The sequence below is a fragment of the Actinosynnema sp. ALI-1.44 genome, from assembly GCF_001984155.1.
In the GTDB taxonomy this organism is placed as follows: domain Bacteria; phylum Actinomycetota; class Actinomycetes; order Mycobacteriales; family Pseudonocardiaceae; genus Kibdelosporangium.
The window spans coordinates 348571-374251 of the sequence record NZ_MTQO01000050.1 but is presented as its reverse complement, the minus strand read 5'-3'; the positions used below and the strand labels follow the sequence as shown (position 1 = coordinate 374251).

Sequence of the window (25681 nt, the reverse complement as noted above, 5' to 3'; positions counted from 1 at the left end):
AGCTCCGCGGCCGGGATTCCTGAGCTTTCTCTCAGCGTCTCAGCCCCATCTCAGGTGCCGCCCGGCAATCTCTGTGGTGCGGGAACAACACATGACGTGAAACGGGGAGTGGACGGATGAACACCAAGAAGGCGGTACTGGCCGTCGCGGGTACTGGCGTTCTCGCCGGCGTGGTCGGGTTAGGCGTCCTCGCCATCCCGGCCGGTGCTGACGAGCCACCGCCCGTACTGCCGCAGATCAGCGCCGACCAGCTGGTCGACTCGGTCGCGAACGCCAAGATCCCCGCCCTCGCGGGCAAGGTGTCCGCGTCGGAGAACCTGGGCCTGCCGATCAAGCTGCTCGACGGGATCGGGTCCGCGTCGGTCTGGTCGGACGGCCAGAACCGGTTCCGGGCCACCCTGCCGGGCAAGTCCTCGGAGAAGACCTTCGTCGAGGACGGCGGCACGCTCTGGACCTGGGACTCGCAGAAGAACACGGTCACCAAGTTCGCCCACGGTGACAAGGCCGTCGAGCCGGGCAAGCTGGCGGGCAAGGACCCGGCCACCATCGGCAAGGAAGCGCTGACCTGGGTCCGCCAGTACAGCGACGTCAAGGTGGACGGCACCGCCCGGGTGGCCAAGCGGCCCGCGTACGAGCTGGTCGTGACGCCGAAGCCGACCGAGCGGACGCTGCTGCGGGAGATCCGCGTCGCGGTCGACTCGGAGACCAGGCTGCCGCTGCGGCTTCAGGTGCTGGCCAACGGCCAGTCCGACCCGGCGCTGAAGCTCGAGTTCACCGAGCTGAACGTCGGCCCGCAGGACGCCAAGCTGTTCCAGTTCACGCCCCCGCAGGGCGCGACGGTCAAGGAAGCAACCAAGGGTGACCACCAGCCGAAGGACCCGGCTGAGGCGCGCAAGGGCTTCCAGGACATGATCAGCGGCCTGAACCTGAAGACGGTCGGCGACGGCTGGGACACCACTCTGGTGGCCAAGCTGCCGGGTGACCTGAACTCGCTGGCGGGCAAGGCCCAGGAGCACGCGAACGGCCAGGGTGGCTTCGGCGGCGGCCGCGGCAAGGACTTCGACGTCACCTCGCTGCTGAAGTCCTTCGGCAAGGAGGTCTCGGGTCCGTGGGGCACCGGGTACGTTTTCTCCACGAAGGTGGCGACCGCACTGGTGACCACCGACGGCCGGGTGGCGGTCGGCGCCGTCCCGGAGCAGGTGCTCACTGAGGCTATCGGACAGGTGAAGTGACATTCGCTGAAGCGGAAGCAGGGGTGGGCACGGCCAGCGCCGTGCCCACCCCTGTGTTGGCAGCCAGGACCAGGGGCCTGCGCAAGCTCTACCGCAACACCGTCGCGGTCGACCACGTCGACCTGGACGTCCCGGAAGGCGCGGTGCTGGGCATGCTCGGCCCGAACGGGTCGGGCAAGACCACGACCATCCGGATGATGCTGGGCCTGACCACCCCGACAGCGGGCGAGGTCGAGCTGTTCGGCGCGCGGCTGCCCGAGGCGGCACAGGCCGTGTTGCCGCAGGTCGGGGCGCTCGTCGAAGGCCCGGGGTTCCACCCGTTCCTGTCGGGGCGGGAGAACCTGCTGCGCTGCGCGGCGGCCGAGCCGCTGCTGCGGTCGTCGGCGATCGCCAAGGCGGTCGACGAGGCACTGGAGCGGGTCGGGCTGTCAGGCGCGGCGAGCCGCCGGTACCGCGGCTACTCGCTCGGCATGAAGCAACGCATGGGCCTGGCAGCGGCGCTGCTGGTGCCGCGCCGGTTCGTGGTGCTGGACGAACCGACCAACGGCCTCGACCCGGCCGGGACGCGCGAGGTCCGTACGGTGATCGCGGACCTGCACGCAGCCGGGACGACCGTGCTGGTGTCGTCGCACCTGCTGTCCGAAGTGGAGGCAACGTGTACGCACGTCGCCGTGCTGCACCAGGGAACCGTGGTCGCCCAGGGTGAGCTCAGGGACATGCTCGAAGCGTCGAACGCGGGCCTGCTGGTGTCCACCCCGGAGATCACGGCCGCGGTCGACGCGTTGCGGGACAACCGGATCCCCGCCCGTCCCATGCCGGACGGGCTGCTGGTCGACCTGACGTCGACGACGGCACCCGAGGTCGTGGCGACGTTGGTGCGCGCCGACATCCCGGTCCACGAGGTGCACAAACAACGCACCGGCCTCGAAGACCTGTTCGCCCAGCTCACGGAGACGTCATGACAGCACAGGTGATGCCAGGGCCGGTGCGCGCCCCGATCGGCCGCCTGCTGCGTTCGGAGTTGCGCTGGATCTACCGGCGGCCGCGGACGTTGATCCTGCTCGGCCTGCTGGCGCTCTACCCGATCCTGTTCGGCATCGGCACGCAACTGGTGGACGCGCCGGTCCGGGCCAACGGCGACCAGTCGATCGTCGCGGCCGTCGCGGGCAACGCGCTGATGCTCCCGGTGATCGTGCTGTCCACCACGATGATCTTCTTCCTGCCGCTGGGCACGACCATGACCGCGTCCGACGCGCTGGCAGGAGAGGCGTCCCACGGCACGTTGCGCGGCCTGTTGCTCGCGCCGGTGAGCCGCGTCAGGCTGCTGGCGATCAAGGCGTTCGGCGTCGCGGTGGTGTCCGCGGCCGCGGCGCTCATGACCTCGCTGATCGCGTTCGTCACCGGGTTGGTCATCGCGGGCCCGGGCAGCCTGGTGTCCATCTCCGGCACGACGCTGCCGGTCGGCGAGGGCCTGTGGCGTGTGCTGCTGGCCACCGGCTGGGTGATCGTGCAGATGTGGGCGGTCGGCGCGATCGCGCTGGCGGTGTCCGCGTCGACCGAGCACCCGCTGCTGGTGCTGGCGTCGGTGATCGGCGGGCTGTTCGTGTTCGGTCTGCTCAGCACGATCCCGGTGCTGGACTGGATGCACCCGTTCCTGATCACCGAGAGCTGGGACTCCATCGTGGACGTCCTGCGTGACCCGATACTGTCGGAGAACCTGGTGACCGGGCTGCTGCGGGCGGTCTGCTACATCGTGATCGGCTACTCCCTCGCCCTGGCCCGAATGATCACCAAAGACTCGTGAGTGTGCAGACGGGTCAGAACCCGGCCGAACACTCACGAGGGGCGACCAGGGCACATCCGTCTGGGTCGAGGCGTAGGCGCACGGGTTCGCCGGGTTGGGGCGCGTCGGTGATGCTCGCGACTGCGTCCACCTCCCGGTGTTCGAGCTTGACCAGCAGCCGCACGTGGTCACGGCGGTGCACGCGTCCGCTGACCTCGCCTTCGATCGGGCCGTCCGGATCCACGACGAGTGCGTTGGGGCGCAGGCCGATCCTGTGTTCGCCGTCCGGTGCCCAGGGCAGCGCGATCTCGCCGAGGTCGGTGGTGGCCACCCCGTCGCTGATCCGGGCGTCCAGGATCAGGCCGCAGCCGAGGAACGCCGCGGCCTGCTCGTCGACGGGGTAGCGCCAGACCTCGTCCGCGGTGCCCGTCTGGACGACCCTGCCTTGGCGCATCAGGGCGACGCGGTCGGCCAACGTGAACGCCTCGTCGTGGTCGTGCGTGACCACGAGCGCGGACGTGCCCGCTTTCCTGAGCAGGCGGGCCAGGTCCAGCGCCAGCTGTTCACGCAGCGCCCGGTCCAGCGCGGACAACGGCTCGTCCAGCAGGAGCAGGCGTGGCTGCGGAGCAAGCGCACGGGCAAGCGCGACGCGCTGCTGCTCGCCGCCGGACAGCTCGGTGACTTTCCTGTGCTGGTAACCGCTCAGGCCCACCAGGTCCAGCAGTTCGTCGACCCGGTGCGGATCGTTGATCTTGTGCATCCGCAGGCCGAACCGGACGTTCCCGGCGACGTCGCGGTGCGGGAAGAGCTGGCCGTCCTGGAAGACCAGGCCGATGCCGCGTTTGTGCACCGGCACGCTGGTCAGGTCGTGCTCACCCCACCGGATCGTGCCGTCGACCTGGGGTTCGAGGCCCGCGACGGCACGCAGCAGCGTCGACTTGCCGCACCCGGACGGGCCGAGCAGCGCGACGACCTCGCCGTCGCCGATGTCGAGGCTGACGCCGTCGACGGCCGTGAACTGACCGAATCGGACGGTCAGGTCCCTGATCCGCATCAGAACTCCTCCACCGTGGTCCGGAAACGCTCGATCAGCACGGCGACCGCGACCGTCACCACCACGAGCAGCGTGCAGGCGGCGTACGCCATCTGGTTGTTCAGCTCACCGGGCCGCGAGATCAACCTGCCGATGGCGATCGGCAAGGTCGGCGCGTCCGGGCGGGCCAGGAAGCTCGTCGCACCGAACTCCCCCAGCGCGACGACGTACCCGAAGGCCGCGGCTGTCACCAGCGACCGCGCGGCCAGCGGCACGTCCACTTCCAGCCACACCCGCCACGGGCTCGCGCCGAGTGTGCCCGCGGCCTGCCGCAGCCGCTCGTCGATGGACCGCAGGACAGGCAACAGGATCCGAATGATCAACGGGGTGACCACGATCGCCTGCGCCAGCGGGACGAGCAGCGGTGACGTCCGCAGGTCGCCGGGCAACGCGTCGAGCGTGATCAGGTAACCGAAGCCGACCGTGACTGCGGACACCCCGAGCGGCAGCATCATCGCCACGTCAACGAATTCGGCGGTCTTCCCCAGCCGCGTCAACGCGACCGAGGACAGCACGCCGAGGATGAGCGCGATCACCGTCGCGTCGGTCGCCGTGCCCATCGAGTTCAGCGCGGCCCGGAATCCGGTGACTTCCAGGCTGTTGTCGTGCCCTGTGCTCGACAGCGCGCGGAAACCAGCCAGGCTGGACTGGCTGATCAGGTGGACGATCGGAGTCAGCAGGAGCGCGATCACGCCGTACGCGACGCCGACCACTACCCACTCGCCACCGACCGGTCTGCGCGCGGTTTCCTTGCTACCACTAAGTTTCAACGCCGCCTGTCGCCGTTTGCGCGCCACCGCGCCGATCACCAGCGCGGTGACGACAGCGGCCAGTTGGAGAATCGACAGGGCAGCCGCGCCCGGCAGGTCGAACAGTTGAACCGTGCGCAGGTAGATCTCGGTTTCCAACGTCCGGTACTCGGCGCCGCCAAGGATCAGCACGACCCCGAAACTGGTGGAGCAGAAGAGGAAAACCACCGCGGCGGCCGACCCGATCGCCGGGGTCAACGCGGGCAGCGTGACGGACGTGAACGCACGCAGCCTCGTGGCACCAAGAGCCCGTGCGGCGTCCTCGGCGCGCCGGTCGATGCTCGCCCACAGACCGCTGACCGTCCGCGCGACGACCGCGACGTTGAAGAACGCGTTGGCCAGGACGATCGACCAGACCCCGCCGCCCGGCATAAGGCCGCGGAAGGCAAGCCCCACAACAACAGTGGGCAGCACGAACGGAACGAGCACGATCGCCTGGATCAGCCCGCGTCCCGGCAGCCTGCACCGCGCAAGCAGGAACGCCAACGGCATCCCGGCGACGATGGCGACCACAGTGGACGCCGCGGCCTGGCCGAGCGTGAACCCGACAAGGCTCCACGTGTCCGCGCTGGTCAGCGTGTCGAACAGCTGGACGCGCACCCCGAGGCCGATGATCGCGACCACCGGCCATGCGAAGAACAAGGTGAGGAACGCCAGTGGCACCAACGCCACCAGCAGAATCCCTACCCTTGGACGAGCGAGCGCCACTGGTTGACCCAGCTCTCCCGGTTGCGGTCGACGTCCTGCGCGGGCAACGTGGCCTCGGGGTCACCCGGCAGCGGCGCGGACTTCTGCCACGCCTCGGGCAACGCGACGCCCTCGCGTACTGGGTAGACGTACATCTGCTCCGGCACCTCGGCCTGGAACTTCTGGGACAGCATGAAGTCGAGGACCTTCTTGGCGCCGTCGGCGTTCTTGGCGCCCTGGATGACACCGGCGTACTCGATCTGGCGGTAGCAGGTGTCCAGCAGGGCCTTCGTGTCCGGCGTGGCGGCCGGGCTGGAGGCGTAGGAGACCACGAGCGGCCTTGCGCCCTTGCCCGTGCCGGAGAACTCCTGGTTGTAGGCCTCCTCCCAGCCGCTGACGACCTTGACGCCGTTGGCCTTGAGCCTGGTCCAGTAGTCCTTCCAGCCGTTTTCCCCGAAGCGCATGACCGTGCCGAGCAGGAAGGCGAGGCCGGGTGACGAGGTGGCCGGGCTCTCCACGACCAGCATGTCCTTGTACTGGGGGTTCGCGAGATCGTCGAACGTCTTCGGCTCAGGCACACCCTTCAGACCCGAGGTGTGCACGTTGACGCAGACGTCACCGATGTCGACGGCCGTCAGCCGGTTGGTGTCGTCGACCTGGTAGCGCTTGTTGGCGTCAGGGCTCTGATAGGCCTGGAACACGTTCTCGTTGAGCGCCCGCGAGGCGAACGTGGAGTCGACGCCGAACGCCACGTCACCGATCGGGTTGGCCTTGGTCAGCACGAGCTGGTTGGTCAACGCGCCCGCGTCACCCGACTTGCGCACCTCGACGGTGATCCCGCTGGACTTCTGGAACTCCTCCAGCAGCTCCTTGCGGACGTTGAACGAGTCGTGGGTGACCAGCGTGACCTTCTGGCCCTCGCCGCTCGGCTTCTGCTCCGTGGCCAGCGAACACCCCGCGGCCGTGACCAGCACGAGCAGGGCAACTGCGGCTTTGCGCACCTTCATCCTCCCGTCCCTGCGCCGGCATTACCCGGATCAGGTTCATACGGTCGAGGGCTGGTTCGCCCTCCTCTCAGCCCGGACGCACCGGACTCCCGTGGCAGAACCGTGAGCATAGATGCACCATGGACACATGGCCGAACTGCTGACCGAAGACGAGCTGACCTCGGCGCTGAACCACCTGTCGTCCTGGCGGCGCGACGGATCGGCGATCGTGCGGACGGTGGAGCTGGACAGCTTCGCCCAGGCGATCCAGGTGGTGAACCGAGTGGCGGAGATCGCGGAGAACGACGACCACCACCCCGACATCGACATCCGCTGGCGGACGCTGACGTTCAGCCTCAGCACCCACTCCGAGGGTGGCCTGACCGCGAAGGACACCGCGTTGGCCACCGAGATCGACTCGGTCGTCGACACCTTCAGATCCCAGGCGTAGCCCGGGGCTCCGCTCCGCCATCGGGGATCTACGCCCTGACCTGCGACAACACCGGACCTGTCGTACCCCTGCGGTAACGTGAAAATCAGGGGTCCCCCTTGGCGGATTGGTGGTGCGGTGAAGGCTGCCCAAGCTCGCTAAAACTGGCCCTGACCTGCGAGAACGCCGGAAATGTCAGACCACTCCGGTAACGTGAGAACCAAGGGATCCCCTTGGGGGAATTGGTGTGGCGATGAGGGCTGACCTCGCTACGCTCCGCGCCGGTCTCGTTACCGGTCCCCATTCCCGTACCGCGTGTCCCACCAGGCAAAAAGGGCCATTCGGAGGTTGCTCGCGCCCCGAACGTGCCGTTTAGCTACCCGGAATGGGGGATTCACGGAAGCGAGGGATGTTCATGGCTGATCTGAGCAGACGCCGGGTGTTCACCGGCGCGGTGGCACTGGCCGGAGCTGCGACGATCGGACTCAATCCGGTGGCTGCCGCGCAGGCGACGAGGCAGCGGACCGGTGCGCAGCACACGCCGTCGCTGAACTTCGGCGACTTCCCGGTCGTCGCTCGGGTGCGGGCGCGCCGTGCGTTGGAGCACCTGCGTGTCCTCAGCGACAAGATCGGGCCGCGGATCGCGGGTACCCAGGGGGAGCTGCGCGCGAAGGACTACATCGCCCGCGTGCTGCGTGATCTGCGTTACCAAGTTTCGCTGCAGCCGTTCCCGATCGACGACAAGTTCCTCGGCTCGCTGCGGGTCGGCCGGGACACCTGGCAGATGGGCTCGTCGCCGCAGGGCCTCGCGGACGTGACGCGGGAGGGCGTCGTCGTGGACGCCGGTGACGGCTCAGCAATCCCCGCGGACGTGACGGGCAAGGTCGTGCTCATCGCGGCGGTGACGAACATCGCCACCGCGTATCGGACCGCGGCCGAACGAGGCGCGACGGCTGTCCTGATCGGCCGGATCGGCGCGGACCCGTTGCGCAGGCTGTCGGCGTTCTCCCCGACCCTGCCGACGCCGGTGACCATCCCGGTACTCGGCCTGGCGCAGGTTCACGTCGAACGACTGCGTGAGCGCCTGGCGAAGGGCACAGTGAAGGTCAGCGCCACCACAGTCCGGCACAGGAACCTCACGTCCTACAACGTGATCGCGGAGCGTCCGGCGACGTTCCCGAACCCGGACAACAAAGTCGTCATGGTGACCGCGCACTACGACAGCGTTCCCGGTTCCCCCGGCGCCAACGACGACGGCAGCGGAACGGTGTTGTGCTTGGAGCTGGCTCGTGTGCTGCGCTACCTGCCGACCAACAAGGCGATCCGGTTCGCGCTGTGGGGAGCGGAGGAGTACGGCCTGATCGGCTCGCGCCACTACGTTTCCCAACTGTCCGAGAAGGACATCAAACGGATCAGCGGCACATTCCAGAACGACATGGTCGCCACGGCGTACGACCCTGCGCACATCTACTGGCTGCTGTCGGTCGACGGAGCCAACAACGCGACAACACAAGCCGTGGGGGCAGCGGCGAAACGCCTCGGCTACGAGCCAAGGACGAAGGGCCCGGTCGCCCGCGGTTCGAGCGACCACGTGCCGTTCCACGAGAAAGGCATTCCCGCAGCCAACTTCAGCTGGCGCGGAGAAGGCGGCCCAGCACTGCTGGAACCCACCTATCACACACCCGAGGACACCATCGCAGACAACATCAGCCTTGAGCGTCTTCAGGTTTCGCTTGAGCTGATCGGAGCAGCGGCTTACGACCTTCTGCGGCACTGACAAACAGCATTCGGGGGCCTGCCGGGGAATTTCCCCCGACAGGCCCCCAATGCTGTGCCTAGTAATAAGTCTTGCGGCCGAGCGGACGTCCGACGGCGCCGAGAACCGTGAGGATCAGGCCCACCACCAGCAGGATCCCGCCGATCGTCGTCAGGATCGAGATACTGGTCAATAAGCCGATGACGAGCAGGATCGCACCGAGAATGATCATGACACCTCCATTGGGGACACTCAAGGAGTTGCCAAACACCGGACGGTTGAAACCTGCCACCGCGCGCAGAAAAATTGGTCCGAACGGGTAGGAGTAACGGGTTCACCCCACGAGCGCACACAACTGGCCCTATCGTGAGCAACGGCTTACGGGGAGTAACAGCCAAAGGGGTGGACGTGTCCAAGCCTGCCGACCACAGATGGCACCGAAACCTCGAGTCGTACGCAGCTCGGTGGCCGCGTAAGCATCCGCGTTCAGCAGCATGGTGTAACTGGGACGAGGACAAGCTCGCCTTGCCGAACATCGGCAAGATCATCGCCGGTCAGCGTCCGGCGTGAGCGGCCGACTCGTACGCGCGGTGGCTCTCGCGGCGATTGCCCTAATACTCGTGTCATGTTCCGGCCAAGGATCGGATGTCCCCGTGAAGAACACCATTACCCAGCAGGAAGCGAACAACCGCGCTGAGAAGTACACGCAAGACGCAGCCGCGAGCCTGACTCCACCACCGCGACTCGAACCGCTGTCCCGATTCGACGACACCGAATGCGATGACCCCAGCGACAACGGTCCGCTGGGGCGCGTCTATGCCAGCCGCAGGTACTGGCTCCGGGATGTCCCCCGCGAACGCAACGCGGAGGTCGCCGAAGCCCTCGTGCGGTGGTGGACGAGCCATGACTTCGTAGTCCTGTCCGACAAGCGGCCGAGGGAGAACTGGATCTCCGTCGAGAACAAGAACGACGGCTTCAGCATGTCGATTCAGGAATCCGTGAACGGCGACCTTTCACTGGGCGCCACGTCACCCTGCGTCTGGCCGAACGGAACGCCCGCTCCGAAGCCCGGCTAGGACACCGTCAGACGTTGAACCTGAACTCCACCACGTCACCGTCGGCCATCACATAACCCTTGCCCTCCATGCGGACCTTGCCCGCGGACTTGGCGGCGGCCATGGACCCGGCGGCGATGAGGTCGTCGTACGAGACGATCTCGGCCTTGATGAAGCCGCGTTCGAAGTCGGTGTGGATGACGCCCGCCGCTTGCGGGGCGGTGTCGCCCTTGCGGATGGTCCACGCCCGGGACTCCTTCGGACCCGCGGTCAGGTACGTCTGCAGGCCGAGGGTGTGGAAACCCGCGCGTGCCAACGAGTACAGGCCAGGCTCCGCCTGCCCGATCGACTCGAGCAGCTCACGGCGCGACTCGTCGTCCAGTTCGAGCAGTTCCGCTTCCACCTTCGCGTCGAGGAAGACGGCGTCGGCCGGTGCGACGAGCTTCTCCAACTCCGCGCGCCTCGCCGGATCGGTCAGCACGGCCTCGTCGGCGTTGAAGACGTACAGGAACGGCTTGAGTGTGAGCAGGCTCAGCTCGCGCAGCAGCGTGCTGTCGACGTCCGCCGCGAAGAGGGTCTTGCCCGAGTTGAGGATCTCCTGCGCGTTCTTGGCCGCGTCGAGAGCCGGGCGGGCCTCCTTGCGGGTACGTGCTTCCTTCTCCAGGCGCGGCAGGGCCTTCTCGAGCGTCTGCAGGTCCGCGAGGATCAGTTCCGTGTTGATCGTCTCGATGTCGCTGGACGGGTCGACCGTGCCGTCGACGTGCACGACGTCCGGGTCGTCGAAGACGCGGATCACCTGGCAGATCGCGTTGGCCTCACGGATGTTCGCCAGGAACTTGTTGCCGAGCCCCTCGCCTTCCGACGCACCCTTGACGATGCCCGCGATGTCGACGAACGACACCGTCGCGGGCACGATCTTCTCCGACGAGAACACTTCGGCCAGCTTGTCCAGCCGCGGGTCGGGCAGCGGGACGACGCCGACGTTCGGCTCGATCGTCGCGAATGGGTAGTTCGCCGCCAGCACGTCGTTGTTGGTCAGCGCGTTGAACAGGGTGGACTTGCCGACGTTCGGCAGGCCGACGATCCCAAGGGTGAGGCTCACGACGAACCAGTCTAACGACCCCTCATATAGGCTGCCGTTTATATAGGCTTCTTATTATCTTCCCTGTTCACACCGGCCAGGCGGGTCCGCCGACGGCAATGTCTGATTCCCGCTAGTCGCGCCCGCACGAGGGACGTACCGTCGACGCATGTTCATCGACACGGAACGCGGATACCGAGCCGTCGCATCCCGGGATCCCCGGTTCGACGGCCAGTTCATCCTGGCGGTCCGTACGACCGGCATCTACTGCCGTCCCTCGTGCCCGGCGACCACGCCGAAGCGCCGCAACGTCGAGTTCTACGCGACGGCGGCGGCCGCGCAGGCGGCCGGGTACCGGGCCTGCCGCCGGTGCCTGCCGGACGCGGTGCCCGGTTCACCGGAGTGGAATCTGCGCGCCGACCTGGCCGGTCGTGCCATGCGGCTGATCTCGGACGGGATCGTGGAGCGGGAAGGCGTCCCCGGGCTCGCGACACGCCTGGGCTACTCGGAGCGGCACGTCACCCGGATGCTCACCGCGGAACTCGGCGCCAGCCCGTTGGCACTGGCCAGGGCGCACCGGGCGCACTCGGCGCGGTTGCTGATCGAAACGACGACGCTGTCGTTCGCCGACGTGGCGTTCGCCGCGGGCTTCGCGAGCATCCGGCAGTTCAACGACACGATCCGCGCGGTGTTCGCCGCGACGCCGACCCAGTTGCGGATCGGCGCGAAACGCCACCGTCCACTGACGACGGCGGGGAAGGTGAACCTGCGCCTGGCGTTCCGGCAGCCGTTCGACGGCACCGGAGTCGTCGACTTCCTCAAGGCCCGTGCGGTCACGGGAGTCGAGGACACCGACGGCGGGTACGCCAGGACGCTGCGGCTTCCGCACGGCACGGGAACGGCCCGGATGTACCCGGCCCCCGATCACGTCGACTGCACGCTGCGCCTGTCGGACATGCGTGACCTAGGCAGCGCGGTGGCCAGGCTGCGCAGGCTGTTCGACCTGGACGCGGACCCCTGCGCGGTCGACGAACTGCTGACCAAGGACCCGGCGCTGGAGCCGTGGGTGCTCAAGACGCCCGGAATCCGCGTGCCGGGCAGCGTGGACGGCCCGGAAATCGTGCTGCGTGCCCTGATCGGCCAACAGATCACGGTCGCGGCCGCCCGGACCGCGTTGACGCGGCTCACCGACGCGCTCGGCGAGCGCCTCGAAGCCCCGGACGGCACCCTGACGACGCTGTTCCCGACCCCGGCAGCGATCGCGGAGCACGGCGCGGAGGTGCTCACGGGTCCCCGCAAACGCATCGAGACGATCCGCACGGTCAGCGCGGCGATCGCGTCCGGCGACCTGGACGTGCACGTCGGCGCGGACCCCGACGAGCTCGCGGTCCGACTGGAGGCGTTCAGCGGCATCGGCCCGTGGACGTCCGGCTACGTGAAGATGCGCGTGCTGGGCGCGCCTGACATCCTGCTGCCCGGCGACGTGGCGTTGCGCAAGGGAGCGGAAAAGCTCGGTATCACCGATCTCGCCGCGCGGTCCACGGCGTGGGCGCCTTGGCGCTCGTACGCGGGCATGCACTTGTGGCGAGCAGACTTGAGGACATCATGACTGAGTATTCTGTTGTGGACACACCGATCGGCCCGTTCACGGCCGTCGTGCGGGGCGACGAGGTCGTCGCGTCCGGCTGGACAGGGGACGTCAACGACCTCGTCGGCCTCATCCACCCGTCGATCCGGCCTGCCGAGATCCGGGAACGCACGGACCTCGGCCAGGTCACCAAGGCTGTGGTCGCGTACCACTCCGGTGACGTCGAAGCCATCGAGGACATCGCGGTGAACCAGCGGTCAGGCGAGTTCATCCAGCACGCGTGGAAGGTCCTGCGGACCGTTCCGGCGGGTGCTCCCGTGACGTACTCGCAGTTCGCCGATCTCGCCGGGCGACCGTCGGCCGTTCGGGCCGCGGCCAGCGCTTGCGCGCGTAACCCTGTCGCGCTTTTCGTTCCGTGCCACCGGGTTCTGCGCACCGACGGCAGCATCGGCGGCTTCCGCTGGGGCCTGCCCGCCAAGCGGTGGCTGCTGGAGCACGAAACGGCCTAGGGCTACTTGGCGCGGACGAGGTTGTCCAGGTCGAGCACAATGGGAAAGGGAAACTCCAGCTTCAAATCACTCCTGAATATCCCCACTGGACTATAAGCGTTCGTTGGCTTGTCCAGTTCGTAAACGCGCACTACTGGTTTCGTCTCGTGCTCTTCGACGATCCAGTAGTGCGGGATTCCGGCCTCCGCATACTTGCGCAGCTTGACGTGCTGATCGCGATGCGCCGACTCCGGTGACACGACTTCGACGGCGAGGAGCACATCGGCGGGCGAGTGCCAGGTCCGACCTGACTCGAAGGGTGCACTCGTGGCCAGAATGTCAGGCTCGGGCCGGTTGCGCTCGTCCAACCGGACCGTCATCTCCAGTTCGACCACGATCCCACTCGGGGCCTGGCTCTCCAGGCTGCTGGTCAGCCGGTTGACGACACGTGCGTGCCATGACCGCTGGGGGGTCATCATGAAGACAAGAGCTCCATCGATCAGTTCAGTGTGCCGAGGGGCCTCGGGCAGGTGGTCAAGGTCATCCGCGAACCAGCCCTCGACGCGAGGAGGGCGCATCCAGTCCGGTAGAGCGGTCATGCGGTCATGGTAGCGACTCACATGCGTGCAAGCCATCGGTCGGCTTCGCGCGACTGTGGCATCTGCCCAGGTCAGGCGATGACTTCCAGTCGGGATCCGGTGCGCGCCTTGCGTACTCGCAGCCGAACCGGAATCCGCTGACGCAGTTCCTCCACGTGCGAGACCAGGCCGACCACCCGGCCACCGGCCCGCAACTCGTCCAAAGTGTCCATGACCTCGTCGAGCGTGTCGGCGTCGAGCGTGCCGAAGCCCTCGTCGACGAACAGCGTGTCCAGCAATGCCCCGCCGGTCTCCGCCGCCACGACGTCAGCCAACCCCAACGCCAGAGCCAAAGAAGCCAGGAAGGACTCCCCGCCGGACAACGTCTTGGCTGGCCTGATCTTCCCGGAGTAGTCGTCGAGCACGTCCAGCCCGAGCCCACCGCGCGTGCCATGCGAGCCACGGGCATCCGAGTGCACGAACGAGTACCGGCCCTGGCTCATCCGCGACAACCGCGCGGTCGCCGCGACCGCGACTTCCTCCAACCGAGCGGCCAAGACGTAGGAGCGCAACGACATCCGCCGCGAGTTCTGCCCTCGGCCGTTCACCACGTCGGTCAGCGCGGCGAGGTCCGCGTACTCCACTTCCACCGGCTCCAGGGCGGACCATTCCGCACGCAGTCTCGCGGCGAGAGCACGGACGTCAGCCGAACGGCGCTCGGCCTCCCGCAGCACGGCGACTTCCGCGTCCGCGATCTCGCGGGCCTTGGTCAGCGCGGCCGCCAACTCCTCCAGGTCGACCGAGGTTTCCGGGTCGATGTCGGCGAGGTCCGGCTCGGCCAGCGCCGCCCTGGCCGCGGCTTCCTTGTTCTCCAGTGAACTGATCATCCGGTCGAGGTCCGCGAGCCGCAGTTCGTCCCGTGCCGCGTCCAGTGCTTCCGTGACCTCGGTGAACCCCGCCGAGATCGCCGCGTCGTGCACTTCGGTCCGCTGCGTCGTCAGCCGTTTGGCCAGCTGTTCACGCTGGCCACGGGCCCGCAGCAGTTCGGTCACCGCCGCGGCCGAGAGCAGGACGTGTTCGCGCCGCACCCGCACGTCCGCGTATTCGCCTCGGGCCGGGTCGAGGCGTTTCTGGCGCATCTCCACGGTTTTCCCGATCTGCTCGCGTTCGGTCCGCAGGCTCGCCAACTCCTGCTTCGCCGCCGACAGCTCCGCCGAGATCGACGCCGAACGCCTGTCCAGCTCACCGACGAGCCTGCTCTGCGGTTCGCGCCGCGCGGCCAACGAAGCCGTCTCGGCCAGCAGTTTGTCCACTTCGGACAAGTTGGACGAGTCGTCACCGGACGCGATTCGTTCCCGCAGCGCCGCCAGGTCCGCGATCGCCGCCTGGTGGTCGCGTTCCGCCCGCGCGCGCTCGTTCTGGGCGTCCTGCTCCATCGCGAGGGCATCCGCTTCCTCGGCCTCGCTGACCGCTCCCGGGACCGGGTGCGCGGGAGCCGGGTGGTCCGCCGATCCGCAGACCGGGCAGGCGGCACCGGCCGCCAGCCTGCTCGCCAGTTCCGCCGCCATCCCGTCCAGCCTGCGGGCCCTGATCGTCAGCGAGTGGTCCCGTGCCTGCTGGTGCGCGTCGATCGCCTTGGTCAGGACGGCTTCCGCGCTTTTGACGTGCTCCTCCGCGTCACCGAGGCGTTTGCGCAGCCGCATCCGCTCGGTCAGTTCCGCCTTCTTGGCCTTCAGGCCGTCCAGGCGTGCCGCCGCTTCCCGTGCCTGGGCCAGTTCCTCTGCCGCCGCCTTGATCTGCTCGGGCAACGCGACCAGTTCCGCTTCGAGGCTGGTGACCTTCTCCTCGGCCGCCCAGTCCGCGTCGATCAGCTTCGTCAGCCGCAGCTTGGCCTTCTTCTGCTGCTTCGCGTCCTCCAGCAGTTGCGCGAGGCCGCCAGCCTCCTCGGTCAGCCTGGCCGACTCCGCACGCAGGTAGGCCTCGTCCGCGTCGATCCGTTTGAAGCCCGCTTTCGTCGCCGCGACAATCGCTTCTTCCTCGGCACGGGTGGCGTGTTCCAACTCCACCTGCAACTGCCCGGCGCCGCGGTTGGCGACGACCACGGGCACCGCGCGCCGCGCCTTGGCCCGCTCGGCGATCCACTCCTGTTGCTGTGGAAGCATTCGCTCGCACTCGGCGAGTTCGGCACGGGCGTTGCGCAACCTGCGCACGCGGTCGGCCAGCTCACGCGCCTTGGTCAACTCCTGCTCGGCCGTCGTGGCGGCCACACCGGCCAGCTTGGCCTTCTCCCGCGCCGCCGTCTCGGCCTCGCCGAGCCGTGCCGCGACCAGGTCGAGCCACTCGCCGTCGGCCGAGTGGTCCTCCGGCGGCTCCTCCCCCGCGGCCTGCGCCACACGCGCCACGAGGCGCATCGCGCCCGCCCGGCGAACTTCCAGGTCGCGGAAGCATTCCGTCCTGCGGTCGCGAAACCAGCGTTCGACGTCCGCGAAACGGTAGGTGCTGAACAACTTCTCCAGCAGTTGCTCGCGTTCCTGGGTGTCCGCGCGCAGGAAACGCGCGAACTCGCCTTGCGGCAGCAGCACCACCTGGAAGAACTGCTCCGCGCTCATCCCGAGCAGGCGTTCGACCGTCCGGCTGACCTCGTCGATCCTGATCAGCCCGTCGCGCTCGTACCCGCCCGGCGGATCCCCGATCCACGTCAGCGACGCCCTGGCCTGCTGTTTCGTGGTTCCGTCGCCGCGCTTCTTCGGCCGCTCGTACTCCGGTCCGCGGATCAGCCGCAGCCGGTGCCCCTGCACGGTCAGCTCCAGCTTGACCTCGGTCAGCGTGTCGTTGTCCGCGTAGTCGCAACGCAGGCGCCGCGCGTCGTTGCGCACCCCCGGGACCTTGCCGAACAGGGCGAACGCGATCGCGTCGAGCAGTGTGGTCTTGCCCGCGCCGGTCTCGCCGTGCAGCAGGAACAGGCCGTCCGCGCCGAGCACGTCGAAGTCGACCGACTCGGTGCCCGGGTACGGGCCGAAGGCGGTCACCTCCAGGCTGTGCAGCCTCATCGCTCTTTCTCGCTCTCCGCCGCGGTCACGGTCTCCAGCGCCGCGCGCAGCCAGCCACTCTCGCGCTCGGTCGGCCGTCCGCCACGCGCGTGCTCGACGAAACAGCACGCCACGTCAAGATCGTCCCGGCCCCGCACAGCCTCGCTGTAGCGCAAGGCCTCCGCGCCGCGTCCGCCCGCGGGCTGCCACTCCATGTGCACCGCGTGCGGAAAGCGGTCCTGCAGGCGCCGCAAGGCATCCACCGGCCTGACCTGGTCGGTCACCGTTATCGACAGGTAGTGCTCGCGGAACTCGTCGTTGGCCGGGTCGCCGAGCAGGTCGGCCATCAGGCCTTCGAGCTTGGCCAACGGCCTCGGCACCGGCAGCCTCCGGCGCTCGACCCCGGCCAGGCCCGCCTTGTCGATCTCCACCAGCCACACCGACTTGTGCTGCCGTGCCTCGGAGAACGAGTACGCCAGCGGGCTGCCCGAGTACCTCAGGTGGTTCGCGAGTTCCTGCGCGCCGTGCAAATGCCCCAGCGCCACGTAGTCGACCCCGTCGAACGTCGACCCCGGCACCTGTTCGACGCCGCCGACCGCGATCGGCCGCTCCGAGTCGCACGCCGCACCGCCGGTCACGAACGCGTGCGCCAGCACCACCGACCGGGCCTGCCTGCCGGCCAGGTCGGCACGGATCCGCCGCATCGCCTCGGACAGCACGCCGGTGTGCCCGCGTTCGCTGATCTCCAGCGAGTGCCGGGCGACTTCCGGCTCCAGATACGGGATTCCGTACAACGCGACGTCGCCGTGGTCGTCGCGCAGCAGCACCGGGCGGTCGATGTCGGGAATCCTCGTCCGCATGTGCAGACCGCCCGCCTCCGCGAACTTCCCGATCGCGCCCAACCTCGGCGCCGAGTCGTGGTTGCCTGGCGTGATCACCAACTGCGCACCCGCCTCCCGGATGCGCACGAGCACCCGCTCGTACACCTGCACCGCTTCGGCCGACGGGACCGCGCGGTCGTAGATGTCGCCCGCGACCACCACGACGTCGACGCGCTCGTCGGCAACGATGTCCGCGAGGCCGCTGAGCACCGACTCCTGGTCGGCGAGCAGGTCCGCGCCGTGGAAGGTCCGCCCCACGTGCCAGTCGGACGTGTGCAGCAACCTCATGCGTCCAAGTTAGGGGGCGATGCCGACATTGCCCCGCACCGCCCCCGGCGTGTTGCCACGACAGAGTGAAATCCCCAGCTAGAACTACAGAGACAAGAAAACTGTCGTACCCCTGAGCGAAGATGGCGCGACTCACCCACGAGAAAGGAACTACCGGTGGCTTGGGCGGTGGTTGTTCTGTCCCTGCTGCTCATCGGTGCGGTGCTGGCGCTCTGGAAGCTCTACACCGACGGGATGCGGCGCACGGAGGCGGCGATGCAGCAGCTCGCGGCCGAGCGCGTGCGCTCCGACGAGCAGCACACGGCGCTGCGGCGTTACGAGGTGGCGTTCGCGTCCATCTCCGGCCGCGGCGAGCTCGGCGAGCAGGTGCTCGTCGAGACGGCCAGGGCGCTCGGGTTACGGGAAGGCATCCACTTCACGCTGCAGACCGACCTCGCGGGCGGCGGCTCGGCCCGGCCCGACCTGGTCCTGCTGGTCGGCGACGGCAGGCGGGTTCCCGTGGACGCCAAGGCATCCATGGCCACGTGGGCGGAGGCGGTCGAGACGTCCGACACGGCCGAGCGGCTGGACGCGTTGCGGGTGCACGTCCGCAACATCCGGTCACGCGCCGCGGAGCTGGCGGGCAAGGGCTACCAGCGCTGGGCCGACGCGATCTACGGCACGATCATGTTCGTGCCGTCGGACGCCGCCGTGGTCGCCGCGTTGGACACCGACCCGAACCTGTTGCGGTGGCTGCTCGACAGACGGGTTTTCCTGTGCGGGCCCACTGGTTTCGCCGTGGTCGCGTCCGGAGCGCTGTTCGCGGCGACCGAGCGCGCACTCGCCGCGGACGTCGAAGCCGTCCGAGCCACGGCCGCCAACGCGCACCGCATGGCAGGCGCGGCCGTCGACGCGGTCAACCTGTCCAGTACCCACCTGCAGCGGTTCCTGTCCGCACGGCGGCGTGAACTGGACGCCCTTGAGGGCTTCCGCGCGGCCGTGGGCCCGCTGACCGACGCGGCGGCGAGCCCGACCCCCATCGCGGCCGTCCGACGCGCAGACGAGGTCACGACAGGCGTTTCGGAACGAGAGGAGGAATCTGTCGCCGACACGTGGCAACCGAACGGCCGGTCCGTGGGGTAGTAGAGGGTGGGTGACAGTCGACCGCCGCGTACCGATCGTTCCGGAAGAGGTACGCCGCCACAGCCCGGTCGCCGCAGCCCGGCACCCGATGCACGGCACCCGATGCACGGTGGCTGACGCCCGGTAGCCGGTGGCCAGCGGCCGATGCCCCGTCGCCGCAGCCGGTGGTTAGTGGGCAGTGGCTGGTGACCGATACCCGGCGGCCGCGGCCCGATGGCCAGTGCCTGGTAGCCGACGCCTGGGTGCCCGACGACCGGTCGCCGACGCCCGGCGGCCAGCACCCGGCGGCTGGTGGCTGGTGGCTGGTGGCTGGTGGCCGATGCTTGGTGGCCAGTGCCCGACGCCGGACGCCCGCTGCCCGACGCCCGACTACCAGCACCCGGTGGCTAGTGCCAGACGGCCGCAGCCCGATGGCCAGTGCCGACGCCCGCTGCCCGGCTGCCAGCACCCGGTAACTGGTGGCCGATTCCCGATGCCGAGGGAGGGTCGCCGATGCCCGATCCCGGCGGTCAGCACACGGCCGGTGGCCGCTGCCAGAAGGCTGGCGGGCTGGTGCCCGGCGCCCGATCTCCGCTGCCCGCTGCCCGCTGCCCGCTGCCCGCTGCCCGGAAGCAGTATTCGGCCACATCGGACCCGGCCGAATCGGACACAGCGGACCCCGAGGAGTGGCTCGAATCACACCGAACGGGCTAAACCCGGCGGCTATTGACGGCTGGTACGACAGCCCTCACCTGCGAGCGTCTACCGTGTGGAAGCGTGACCGCCACGCGCGATCGCGACAGCGATCTTGACATGGACGCGGCCGAGGCCGCGTGGGACGAACGTCCCGTCTTGGGCAACCGCCGTGGACTGCCTTGGTGGGGCGCCGTCCTGCTGGCGTTGCTGCTGGCCATCGTCGGTGCGGTGATCGACAAGGGCAGACTCGTCGACGACACCAGCTTGACCGGGTTCGGCCTTTACCACGCCCTGTTCCTGGCTGGTTGTGTGCTGGCGGTGCTCGGCGTGCGGCGACGCAACCTGTTCGGGCCCATGGTGCAGCCACCGTTGATCTTCGCGGCGACGTTCGTCCCGGTGCAGTTGATGGGGCGGGAGCCGACCGGCGCCGCGGCCGAGACCGGCACGAAGAAGCTGGTCTTCGAGGTCGCGTTGCCGCTGGCCAGCTCGTTCCCGTGGATGGCGGGTGCGACGGCCGCCACGATCGTGCTCGGCGTCATCCGGCTTTTCCTTCAGCGCAACCCGAACGCGGGCTCGGCGAGCTTAGATGCCGGTGGGGACGAGCGCCCGGCTCGCCGCCCCCGTGAACGCGACAAGGACGCGGACTTCGACGACCTCAGGCCCGCCCGGCGGCCGTCGCGCGACCGGGACAGCAGGGACGGCCGTGGCCGCGGTGAGGCCCGTGAGCGGCCGCAGGGCTCGAGCAGACGTGACCAAAACCCGCCAACTCGCCGCCCCGCGCGCGAGCAGGAGAGCAGGCGCGACCGAGGCGAGGCGCCACCGAGGCGTAACTCTCAGCAGGGCAGTGGTCGTCCACGCGGCTCTCAGCCGCCACGGCCCCGTCCGCGCGACGACTACTGACGCCGAGACACAGTAAAGGGCTACCCGGCGAACCGGGTAGCCCTTCTGCTTCGTCGTCCGGTGGTACTCAGCCGGTTTTGGCGTCCTTGCGCAGTTCACGCGGCAAGGAGAACGCGATCTTCTCGTTCGCCGTGGTGATCTCCTGAACGTCCAGGTAGTCGCGCTCGGCCAGGAACGCGAGGACCTCCATCACGAGGTGGTCCGGCACCGACGCGCCCGAGGTCACGCCGACCGTGGCCACCCCGTCCAGCCAGGTCTCGTCGATCTGGTGGGCGAAGTCGACCAGGTACGACGCCTTGGCGCCCGCCTGCAACGCGACCTCCACGAGCCGCTTGGAGTTGGACGAGTTCTGCGAGCCGACCACGATCACCAGGTCGCATTCCGGCGCCATCGTCTTCACCGCGAACTGCCGGTTCGACGTGGCGTAGCAGATGTCGTCGCTGGGCGGGTCGGACAGCATCGGGAAGCGGTTCTTGAGCTGGTCCACCCGCTGCATGGTCTCGTCGACCGACAGCGTGGTCTGCGACAGCCAGATCACCTTGCTCGGGTCGCGCACCTGCACCTCGGCGGCGTCCTCGGCGGTGTCGACCAGTTGGATGTGGTCGGGCGCCTCACCGGCGGTCCCCTCGACCTCCTCGTGGCCCTCGTGGCCGATCAGCAGGATGTCGTAGTCCTCCTTGGCGAACCGGACAGCCTCTTTGTGGACCTTGGTGACCAGCGGGCAGGTGGCGTCGATCGTGCGCAGGCCGCGCTCCGCCGCCTCCTGGTGCACCTGCGGGGACACGCCGTGCGCGGAGAACACCACGAGCGCGCCCTCGGGCACCTCGGACGTCTCGTCGACGAAGATCACCCCGCGTTCGCGCAGCGTCTCCACCACGTGCCGGTTGTGCACGATCTCCTTGCGCACGTAAACCGGCGGTCCGTATTTCTCGAGCGCCTTCTCCACGGTCACCACTGCCCGGTCCACCCCCGCGCAGTAACCACGTGGCTTGGCCAGCAGTACCCGTTTGGTCGTATCGCTCATGACACCCAGGGTACGGCGACACGTCGAGTGACCTGGGTCCTAGGGCCGTCCTAGTTGGGTCTTGGGGGTGATCTGCGGCAGGCTATGCGCATGACGCCTTTGCCGCTGCCGTTCCGGGTCGCCGCCGGTCTCGCCGCGACCGCCGTCGAGCGCGCGCGTGAGTTGCCGGAGAAACTCGTCGGACTGCCGGTAACCGTTGCCAGCCAAGCGATGCAGCTGTCGATGAGAGTGCAGCAGGAGATCACCGCGCTCGCCATCAAGGGTGACGAGGCGCTGGCGTCGTTCCGCCCGGTCGAGGAGGCGCCGGAGTGGGCGACGTTCGACGAGGACGTCGACGCGTATGACGTGAGCCGCCCGGCGGCGGCGGCGCCGGACCCCGCGTCCAACGGCGCGGCCGGGGCCGACCCGTGGCAGATGGAGGAGTCGGCGATCGCCGAGGCGGAAGCCGAGGACGAGGTCGAAGGCGGGACCCAGCCGCCCGCGGGCGTGCCCAACTACGACGAGCTGTCGCTGCCTCAGCTGCGCGCGCGGCTGCGGACGTTCTCCAAGGACGAGCTCGATGAGCTGCTGCGCTACGAGGAGACGAACGCGGCGCGACCCTCGTTCATCGGCATGCTGACCCGCCGGATCGCGTCCGTCTCGGCCACGTCGCCGCCCGAGCAGCAGTGAGCGAACAGACAACCGCCGAGCAGCCGTGGCCGGTCCGCACGGTCGCCCGCAAGATCAACGAGTGGATCTCGCGGCTCGGTGCGGTGTGGGTGGAGGGTCAGGTCACCCAGTTGTCGCTGCGGCCGGGCAACCAGACCGCGTTCCTCACGTTGCGCGACCCCGCCGCGGACGTGTCGATGACCGTGACCTGCACCGGACAGCTGCTGCGTGAGTTCCAGCCGCCGCTGTCGGAGGGCGCGCGGGTGATCGTGCACGGCCGTCCGACGTTCTTCATGAACCGCGGCACGTTGAGCCTGCGCGCGGACGAGATCAGGGCGGTGGGCATCGGTGAGCTGCTCGCCCGGATCGAGCGGCTGCGCAAGCTGTTGGCGGCCGAGGGGCTTTTCGAGCGGTCCCGCAAACGCAGGCTCCCGTTCCTGCCGCGCCGGATCGGGTTGATCACCGGGCGGGCGTCGGCGGCCGAACGCGACGTGCTCGTGAACGCCCGCGCCCGGTGGCCGTCGGTCGACATCCGCGTGGAAAACGTCGCGGTGCAAGGGGTTCTCGCGGTCCCGCAGATCGTCGACGCGTTGTCGGCGCTGGATCGGGACGAGCAGGTCGACGTGATCGTGATCGCCAGGGGCGGCGGCAGCGTCGAGGACCTGCTGCCGTTCTCGGACGAAACGCTGTGCCGCGCGGTCTACGCCTGCCGCACGCCGGTCGTCAGCGCGATCGGGCACGAACCGGACACCCCGTTGCTCGACCACGTCGCCGATCTGCGGTGCTCGACGCCGACAGACGCGGGCAAACGGGTCGTGCCGGACGTGGCTGAGGAGATGACCCGGATCCGGACGCTGCGCGATCGCGCCCGCCGGGCACTACACGGCTGGGTGGATCGTGAACGGCGGCTGCTCGACCAACTGCGCAGCAGGCCGGTGCTCGCCGACCCGCTGAAACCGCTGGAAAGGCACGCTGAACAGGTGGAAGTGGCGCGCCAGCGCGCGCGGCGGGAGATCATCTCGCTGGTCAAGGCCGAACAGTCCGCGATCACCGGGACCAAAGCCCGCTTGACGACCCTCGGCCCAGCCGCCACTCTGGCCCGGGGATACGCGGTTGTGCAATTCGTCACTCTGGATGAAAATCTCAGGGTTCTACGGTCGGTGACCGACGCGTCACCCGATACCCGGCTGCGGGTGCGGGTGGCAGACGGCGCCGTGCACGCGACCGTGACCGAGGAGCAGGAATCATCCGAGTCGGCGAGGGGAGGCAACGGTGACGATCCGACCGGCGACTAGACCGGCCTTCCTCCCGTCGACGATGACTGCGACGGAAACCACCGGCGCCGAAATGGTGCGCGCCAGCGCGGAACTGGCGGACGCGGCGGCGGCGGAGTGCTGGGCGGCGCTGCTGGGCGGCTGCGACTCGCCGGGAAGGCGGCTGCTGCCGCAGCGACTGCGGCAACTGGCCGACGCCATCGCGATCTATGCGGGAACAGCCTGGTGGTACGGCGACGGAACCCGCCTGCGCGACCGGATAACCCAAGCCCGCGAACGCATCGAAGACGCGGTACTGGAACGCGACGGAGCGGAGTTCGCCGAAGCCTTCGTAGGCTACGACGAAGCGGTCGCGACAGCAGTGGCCCGCGTTGGGAGCATGATCAAGTGAGCGACGAACAACTCGGCTACGAACAAGCACGCGACGAACTCGCGGACGTGGTGGCCAAACTGGAAGCGGGCGGCCTGTCCCTGGAGGACTCGCTGGCCCTGTGGGAACGCGGCGAGGCACTCGCGAAGATCTGCGACCGCCACCTGGCCGGCGCGCGGGAGCGTGTCGAGGCAGCACTGGCCGCGGCCGACAAGGACACCTAGGTCGTGAAACACGGCCTAGTCCTGATGGCATAACCCCGCCGGGTTACCCCCAACTTGGCAACGGCTGGATGACGTCGGAGTGGCGTTCGGGAAAAGGCCGCAGCACAGAAGGCACTTATGCACGGGGTGAAATCGCGCGAACACTGAGGGTTACACCACATCCCGGTGACCGGGGAGACGACCGGCCCTTAGCGTTCGGCCACGTTTCCCTACCCCGCCGCAGGAGAAAAAATGCCTTCACGCGCCATTGTCAAGCCCGTTGCCGCCGTGGTGACTTCCGCCATTCTCGTCGCCGGTTTCGCGCCGACCGCTGTCGCCGCTTCCGAGGCCGACCGGATTCAGGCCTCGATTTCCGCGACGCAGCAGGATTCCGCCCAGCGCCTGCTGGACACCCTGCGCCAGGCCACCACCCCGGAGCGGGTGGACGCGCTCACCGCGCAGGCCGCCGCGGCCGGTGACACCGCCCTCGCCGCCGAGCTGACAGCGGTCAAGGACGCCGCCGCTCGTGTGTCCACTCAGGACATCGATCTGATCGGCGCCGCCAAGGAGCTGCTGAAGTTCCTCCAGCCGGTGCTCGTCGCCGCACTGCGCTACGGCGGCCCGATCGCCGCGGGCATCCTGGAGATCATCGGCTCCGGCCTGACCCTCATCCCCGAGGTCGGCAGCGCCATCAACGACCTGATCTTCAAGCCGATCGCGGGCCTCATCAAGGAGTGGGCGCCGAAGCTCGCCGACTTCATCGAGGGCATCGAGATCGAGAGTGTCACCAAGGACCAGGCCGCCGCGCTCATCGCCGACCACCTGCACACGGTCGAAGGCCTTCCCGTCGAGGCCGCGACATTCCTCGGCAAGGGCCTTGCGGTCAACCTCTGAAAACCCGCTCGTTTTCACCTCGGGTTGATTTTTCGCGAGATTACGGGGCTTTTTTCACCAGGCCATGATTTCCCGCCTGAAAGAGGAACAATGCCCTCGCGCACCATTGTCAAACCTATTGCCGGTGCGCTGGCCAAGGTCTGACGGCACCCACCGTGAGGCGGCTCGGACACGCTCCGAGCCGCTTCACGGGGTTCAGGACCGGGTGATCGGCTTGGCCGTCTGCGCCGCCGTCGCCAGCGCACGGAAGTCGTCGTCGGTTCCGCTGCCGGTGATCAGCAGCTGGACGCCGTCCACCGAGAGCACCCACGCGGGCTCGTCGCCCCTGCCGTGGTACTTGGTCCACTTCATGCCCGCGACGTCGGCCGAGCCGATGGTGTCCGCCGTCACGCCACCGCCCGCCTCCAGCACCACGAGGTCTTCCACCGGCGCCTTCGACTGGCTCAACCGCAGGTACTTCCCGCCAGGCGTGATCCAGCCGACCCTGACCGCCGTCGTCCTCGTCGGTCCTTGGCCGAGCGGAAGGGTGTTCGACGAGTTCGCGCGCCAGCCGTCCGGCACGGCGGGCACCCGCACGGGGAAGTCCACCCGCCGGGCCGCCGCGCCCAGCTCCTTCGACGCGTCCACGGTCGGAGCCGAACTCGGGTCGATCGTCGGGCCGCTGGGACTGAACTCACATCCCTGCGTCAGCCACACGATCGAACCGATGATCGCGAGCAGTACCACGAGCGACAACACCATGTCGCGCGCGCTTGTCTTGAACCGGGATGGGGCGGACACACCTTCATCGTCGCAGTTCGCGTCACA

At 68.6% G+C, this 25681-nt stretch carries 26 protein-coding genes and 1 riboswitch; of the genes, 16 read left to right on the top strand and 10 right to left on the bottom strand.

All coding sequences use genetic code 11. The features are described from left to right. The first annotated feature begins 116 nt into the window (after positions 1-116). From ALI144C_RS34190 to ALI144C_RS34180, 3 genes are read left to right on the top strand one after another with little or no spacing between them, the layout of a single operon-like run. Complete coding sequence (locus ALI144C_RS34190) at positions 117-1232, top strand: LolA family protein (protein ID WP_076991320.1); 1116 nt, start codon at positions 117-119, stop codon at positions 1230-1232. After that, on the top strand, positions 1229-2194 hold the full coding sequence (locus tag ALI144C_RS34185; RefSeq protein ID WP_076991319.1) for an ABC transporter ATP-binding protein: 966 nt from the start codon (positions 1229-1231) through the stop codon (positions 2192-2194). The genes ALI144C_RS34190 and ALI144C_RS34185 overlap by 4 nt, the downstream gene beginning before the upstream one ends. Continuing rightward, positions 2191-3036 (top strand): ABC transporter permease, encoded by an 846-nt coding sequence (locus ALI144C_RS34180; RefSeq protein WP_076991318.1) that lies wholly within the window; start codon positions 2191-2193, stop codon positions 3034-3036. Before ALI144C_RS34185 ends, ALI144C_RS34180 begins: the two co-directional genes overlap by 4 nt. A gap of 13 nt (positions 3037-3049) precedes the next feature. Here ALI144C_RS34180 and ALI144C_RS34175 read toward each other — a convergent pair whose 3' ends face one another. From ALI144C_RS34175 to ALI144C_RS34165, 3 genes are all read right to left on the bottom strand, one after another. Beyond that, positions 3050-4069 carry an ABC transporter ATP-binding protein gene (locus tag ALI144C_RS34175; protein WP_076991317.1) on the bottom strand — a complete coding sequence of 340 codons (1020 nt, stop codon included), beginning with the start codon at positions 4067-4069 and terminating at the stop codon, positions 3050-3052. Then, positions 4069-5580 carry an ABC transporter permease gene (locus tag ALI144C_RS34170; protein WP_143231053.1) on the bottom strand — a complete coding sequence of 504 codons (1512 nt, stop codon included), beginning with the start codon at positions 5578-5580 and terminating at the stop codon, positions 4069-4071. The genes ALI144C_RS34175 and ALI144C_RS34170 overlap by 1 nt, the downstream gene beginning before the upstream one ends. A 20-nt stretch (positions 5581-5600) precedes the next feature. Next, a complete protein-coding gene (locus ALI144C_RS34165) occupies positions 5601-6611 on the bottom strand; it encodes a thiamine ABC transporter substrate-binding protein (RefSeq protein WP_076991315.1) in 1011 nt (336 codons plus the stop codon). Then, positions 6601-6714, bottom strand: a riboswitch (TPP riboswitch). It overlaps the preceding gene by 11 nt. 24 nt (positions 6715-6738) lie before the next feature. On the opposite strand from ALI144C_RS34165, the gene ALI144C_RS34160 reads away from it, so the two are divergent. After that, positions 6739-7041, top strand: a complete 303-nt coding sequence (locus tag ALI144C_RS34160; RefSeq protein WP_076991314.1) for a 4a-hydroxytetrahydrobiopterin dehydratase — start codon at positions 6739-6741, stop codon at positions 7039-7041. A gap of 394 nt (positions 7042-7435) precedes the next feature. Continuing rightward, positions 7436-8797, top strand: coding sequence for a M28 family metallopeptidase (locus ALI144C_RS34155; RefSeq protein WP_076991546.1), 1362 nt, complete (start codon positions 7436-7438; stop codon positions 8795-8797). 58 nt (positions 8798-8855) lie between these two features. Here the strand turns inward: ALI144C_RS34155 and ALI144C_RS55850 are convergent, their stop codons facing one another. Next, positions 8856-9008, bottom strand: a complete 153-nt coding sequence (locus ALI144C_RS55850; RefSeq protein WP_168211416.1) for a hypothetical protein — start codon at positions 9006-9008, stop codon at positions 8856-8858. Between the two features lie 421 nt (positions 9009-9429). Here ALI144C_RS55850 and ALI144C_RS34150 point away from each other — a divergent pair, with 421 nt between their 5' ends. Further along, on the top strand, positions 9430-9852 hold the full coding sequence (locus ALI144C_RS34150; RefSeq protein ID WP_083753627.1) for a hypothetical protein: 423 nt from the start codon (positions 9430-9432) through the stop codon (positions 9850-9852). Between the two features lie 7 nt (positions 9853-9859). Here ALI144C_RS34150 and ychF read toward each other — a convergent pair whose 3' ends face one another. Then, complete coding sequence (gene ychF, locus ALI144C_RS34145) at positions 9860-10933, bottom strand: redox-regulated ATPase YchF (protein WP_076991312.1); 1074 nt, start codon at positions 10931-10933, stop codon at positions 9860-9862. Between the two features lie 148 nt (positions 10934-11081). On the opposite strand from ychF, the gene ALI144C_RS34140 reads away from it, so the two are divergent. Both ALI144C_RS34140 and ALI144C_RS34135 read left to right on the top strand, forming a co-directional pair. After that, entirely contained in the window at positions 11082-12521 is a 1440-nt protein-coding gene (locus ALI144C_RS34140) for an AlkA N-terminal domain-containing protein (RefSeq protein ID WP_076991311.1), read from the top strand. Beyond that, complete coding sequence (locus ALI144C_RS34135; RefSeq protein ID WP_076991310.1) at positions 12518-13009, top strand: methylated-DNA--[protein]-cysteine S-methyltransferase; 492 nt, start codon at positions 12518-12520, stop codon at positions 13007-13009. The genes ALI144C_RS34140 and ALI144C_RS34135 overlap by 4 nt, the downstream gene beginning before the upstream one ends. A gap of 2 nt (positions 13010-13011) precedes the next feature. On the opposite strand, the gene ALI144C_RS34130 is transcribed toward ALI144C_RS34135, so the two are convergent. The 3 genes from ALI144C_RS34130 to ALI144C_RS34120 all read right to left on the bottom strand — a co-directional run bounded on the left by ALI144C_RS34130 (position 13012) and on the right by ALI144C_RS34120 (position 17764). Next, positions 13012-13587: a Uma2 family endonuclease gene (locus ALI144C_RS34130; protein WP_076991309.1), complete on the bottom strand. Its 576-nt coding sequence runs from the start codon at positions 13585-13587 to the stop codon at positions 13012-13014. Positions 13588-13658: 71 nt separating this feature from the next. Beyond that, complete coding sequence (locus tag ALI144C_RS34125; RefSeq protein WP_076991308.1) at positions 13659-16616, bottom strand: AAA family ATPase; 2958 nt, start codon at positions 16614-16616, stop codon at positions 13659-13661. Beyond that, entirely contained in the window at positions 16613-17764 is a 1152-nt protein-coding gene (locus ALI144C_RS34120; protein WP_076991307.1) for an exonuclease SbcCD subunit D, read from the bottom strand. Before ALI144C_RS34120 ends, ALI144C_RS34125 begins: the two co-directional genes overlap by 4 nt. Before the next feature lie 156 nt (positions 17765-17920). Between ALI144C_RS34120 and rmuC the strand changes: the two genes are divergently transcribed. The 3 genes from rmuC to ALI144C_RS34110 all read left to right on the top strand — a co-directional run bounded on the left by rmuC (position 17921) and on the right by ALI144C_RS34110 (position 20461). Continuing rightward, positions 17921-18886, top strand: a complete 966-nt coding sequence (gene rmuC / locus ALI144C_RS34115) for a DNA recombination protein RmuC (RefSeq protein WP_076991306.1) — start codon at positions 17921-17923, stop codon at positions 18884-18886. A 492-nt stretch (positions 18887-19378) separates the two neighbouring features. Beyond that, positions 19379-19579 (top strand): hypothetical protein, encoded by a 201-nt coding sequence (locus ALI144C_RS54825; RefSeq protein WP_143231030.1) that lies wholly within the window; start codon positions 19379-19381, stop codon positions 19577-19579. Between the two features lie 63 nt (positions 19580-19642). After that, positions 19643-20461 carry a DUF6542 domain-containing protein gene (locus ALI144C_RS34110; RefSeq protein WP_076991305.1) on the top strand — a complete coding sequence of 273 codons (819 nt, stop codon included), beginning with the start codon at positions 19643-19645 and terminating at the stop codon, positions 20459-20461. 67 nt (positions 20462-20528) lie between these two features. On the opposite strand, the gene ALI144C_RS34105 is transcribed toward ALI144C_RS34110, so the two are convergent. Next, complete coding sequence (locus ALI144C_RS34105; protein ID WP_076991304.1) at positions 20529-21485, bottom strand: 4-hydroxy-3-methylbut-2-enyl diphosphate reductase; 957 nt, start codon at positions 21483-21485, stop codon at positions 20529-20531. Between the two features lie 90 nt (positions 21486-21575). Here ALI144C_RS34105 and ALI144C_RS34100 point away from each other — a divergent pair, with 90 nt between their 5' ends. The 5 genes from ALI144C_RS34100 to ALI144C_RS34080 all read left to right on the top strand — a co-directional run bounded on the left by ALI144C_RS34100 (position 21576) and on the right by ALI144C_RS34080 (position 24874). Then, positions 21576-22154, top strand: a complete 579-nt coding sequence (locus tag ALI144C_RS34100) for a lipid droplet-associated protein (protein ID WP_076991545.1) — start codon at positions 21576-21578, stop codon at positions 22152-22154. Beyond that, on the top strand, positions 22151-23428 hold the full coding sequence (gene xseA, locus ALI144C_RS34095; RefSeq protein WP_076991303.1) for an exodeoxyribonuclease VII large subunit: 1278 nt from the start codon (positions 22151-22153) through the stop codon (positions 23426-23428). The genes ALI144C_RS34100 and xseA overlap by 4 nt, the downstream gene beginning before the upstream one ends. Beyond that, entirely contained in the window at positions 23406-23798 is a 393-nt protein-coding gene (locus ALI144C_RS34090) for a sugar ABC transporter substrate-binding protein (protein ID WP_237774452.1), read from the top strand. Before xseA ends, ALI144C_RS34090 begins: the two co-directional genes overlap by 23 nt. Next, positions 23795-24001, top strand: coding sequence for an exodeoxyribonuclease VII small subunit (locus ALI144C_RS34085; RefSeq protein ID WP_076991301.1), 207 nt, complete (start codon positions 23795-23797; stop codon positions 23999-24001). The genes ALI144C_RS34090 and ALI144C_RS34085 overlap by 4 nt, the downstream gene beginning before the upstream one ends. A 231-nt stretch (positions 24002-24232) precedes the next feature. Beyond that, positions 24233-24874, top strand: coding sequence for a hypothetical protein (locus ALI144C_RS34080; RefSeq protein WP_143231029.1), 642 nt, complete (start codon positions 24233-24235; stop codon positions 24872-24874). Between the two features lie 195 nt (positions 24875-25069). Here ALI144C_RS34080 and ALI144C_RS34075 read toward each other — a convergent pair whose 3' ends face one another. Continuing rightward, positions 25070-25654 (bottom strand): DUF4245 domain-containing protein, encoded by a 585-nt coding sequence (locus ALI144C_RS34075; RefSeq protein WP_143231028.1) that lies wholly within the window; start codon positions 25652-25654, stop codon positions 25070-25072. Between the last annotated feature and the right edge of the window lie 27 nt (positions 25655-25681).

What these genes read in the sequence shown, in the direction of transcription:
- ALI144C_RS54825 (WP_143231030.1), top strand. Translation starts at nt 19,379, where the DNA reads ATGCCCGATCCCGGCGGTCAGCACACGGCCGGTGGCCGCTGCCAGAAG.
- ALI144C_RS34155 (WP_076991546.1), top strand. Translation starts at nt 7,436, where the DNA reads ATGGCTGATCTGAGCAGACGCCGGGTGTTCACCGGCGCGGTGGCACTG.
- ALI144C_RS34120 (WP_076991307.1), bottom strand. Translation starts at nt 17,764, where the DNA reads ATGAGGTTGCTGCACACGTCCGACTGGCACGTGGGGCGGACCTTCCAC.
- ALI144C_RS34135 (WP_076991310.1), top strand. Translation starts at nt 12,518, where the DNA reads ATGACTGAGTATTCTGTTGTGGACACACCGATCGGCCCGTTCACGGCC.
- ALI144C_RS34080 (WP_143231029.1), top strand. Translation starts at nt 24,233, where the DNA reads ATGCCTTCACGCGCCATTGTCAAGCCCGTTGCCGCCGTGGTGACTTCC.
- ALI144C_RS34190 (WP_076991320.1), top strand. Translation starts at nt 117, where the DNA reads ATGAACACCAAGAAGGCGGTACTGGCCGTCGCGGGTACTGGCGTTCTC.
- ALI144C_RS34105 (WP_076991304.1), bottom strand. Translation starts at nt 21,485, where the DNA reads ATGAGCGATACGACCAAACGGGTACTGCTGGCCAAGCCACGTGGTTAC.
- ALI144C_RS34175 (WP_076991317.1), bottom strand. Translation starts at nt 4,069, where the DNA reads ATGCGGATCAGGGACCTGACCGTCCGATTCGGTCAGTTCACGGCCGTC.
- ALI144C_RS34130 (WP_076991309.1), bottom strand. Translation starts at nt 13,587, where the DNA reads ATGACCGCTCTACCGGACTGGATGCGCCCTCCTCGCGTCGAGGGCTGG.
- ALI144C_RS34100 (WP_076991545.1), top strand. Translation starts at nt 21,576, where the DNA reads ATGACGCCTTTGCCGCTGCCGTTCCGGGTCGCCGCCGGTCTCGCCGCG.
- ALI144C_RS55850 (WP_168211416.1), bottom strand. Translation starts at nt 9,008, where the DNA reads ATGATCATTCTCGGTGCGATCCTGCTCGTCATCGGCTTATTGACCAGT.
- ALI144C_RS34160 (WP_076991314.1), top strand. Translation starts at nt 6,739, where the DNA reads ATGGCCGAACTGCTGACCGAAGACGAGCTGACCTCGGCGCTGAACCAC.
- ALI144C_RS34165 (WP_076991315.1), bottom strand. Translation starts at nt 6,611, where the DNA reads ATGAAGGTGCGCAAAGCCGCAGTTGCCCTGCTCGTGCTGGTCACGGCC.
- ALI144C_RS34125 (WP_076991308.1), bottom strand. Translation starts at nt 16,616, where the DNA reads ATGAGGCTGCACAGCCTGGAGGTGACCGCCTTCGGCCCGTACCCGGGC.
- ALI144C_RS34140 (WP_076991311.1), top strand. Translation starts at nt 11,082, where the DNA reads ATGTTCATCGACACGGAACGCGGATACCGAGCCGTCGCATCCCGGGAT.
- ALI144C_RS34180 (WP_076991318.1), top strand. Translation starts at nt 2,191, where the DNA reads ATGACAGCACAGGTGATGCCAGGGCCGGTGCGCGCCCCGATCGGCCGC.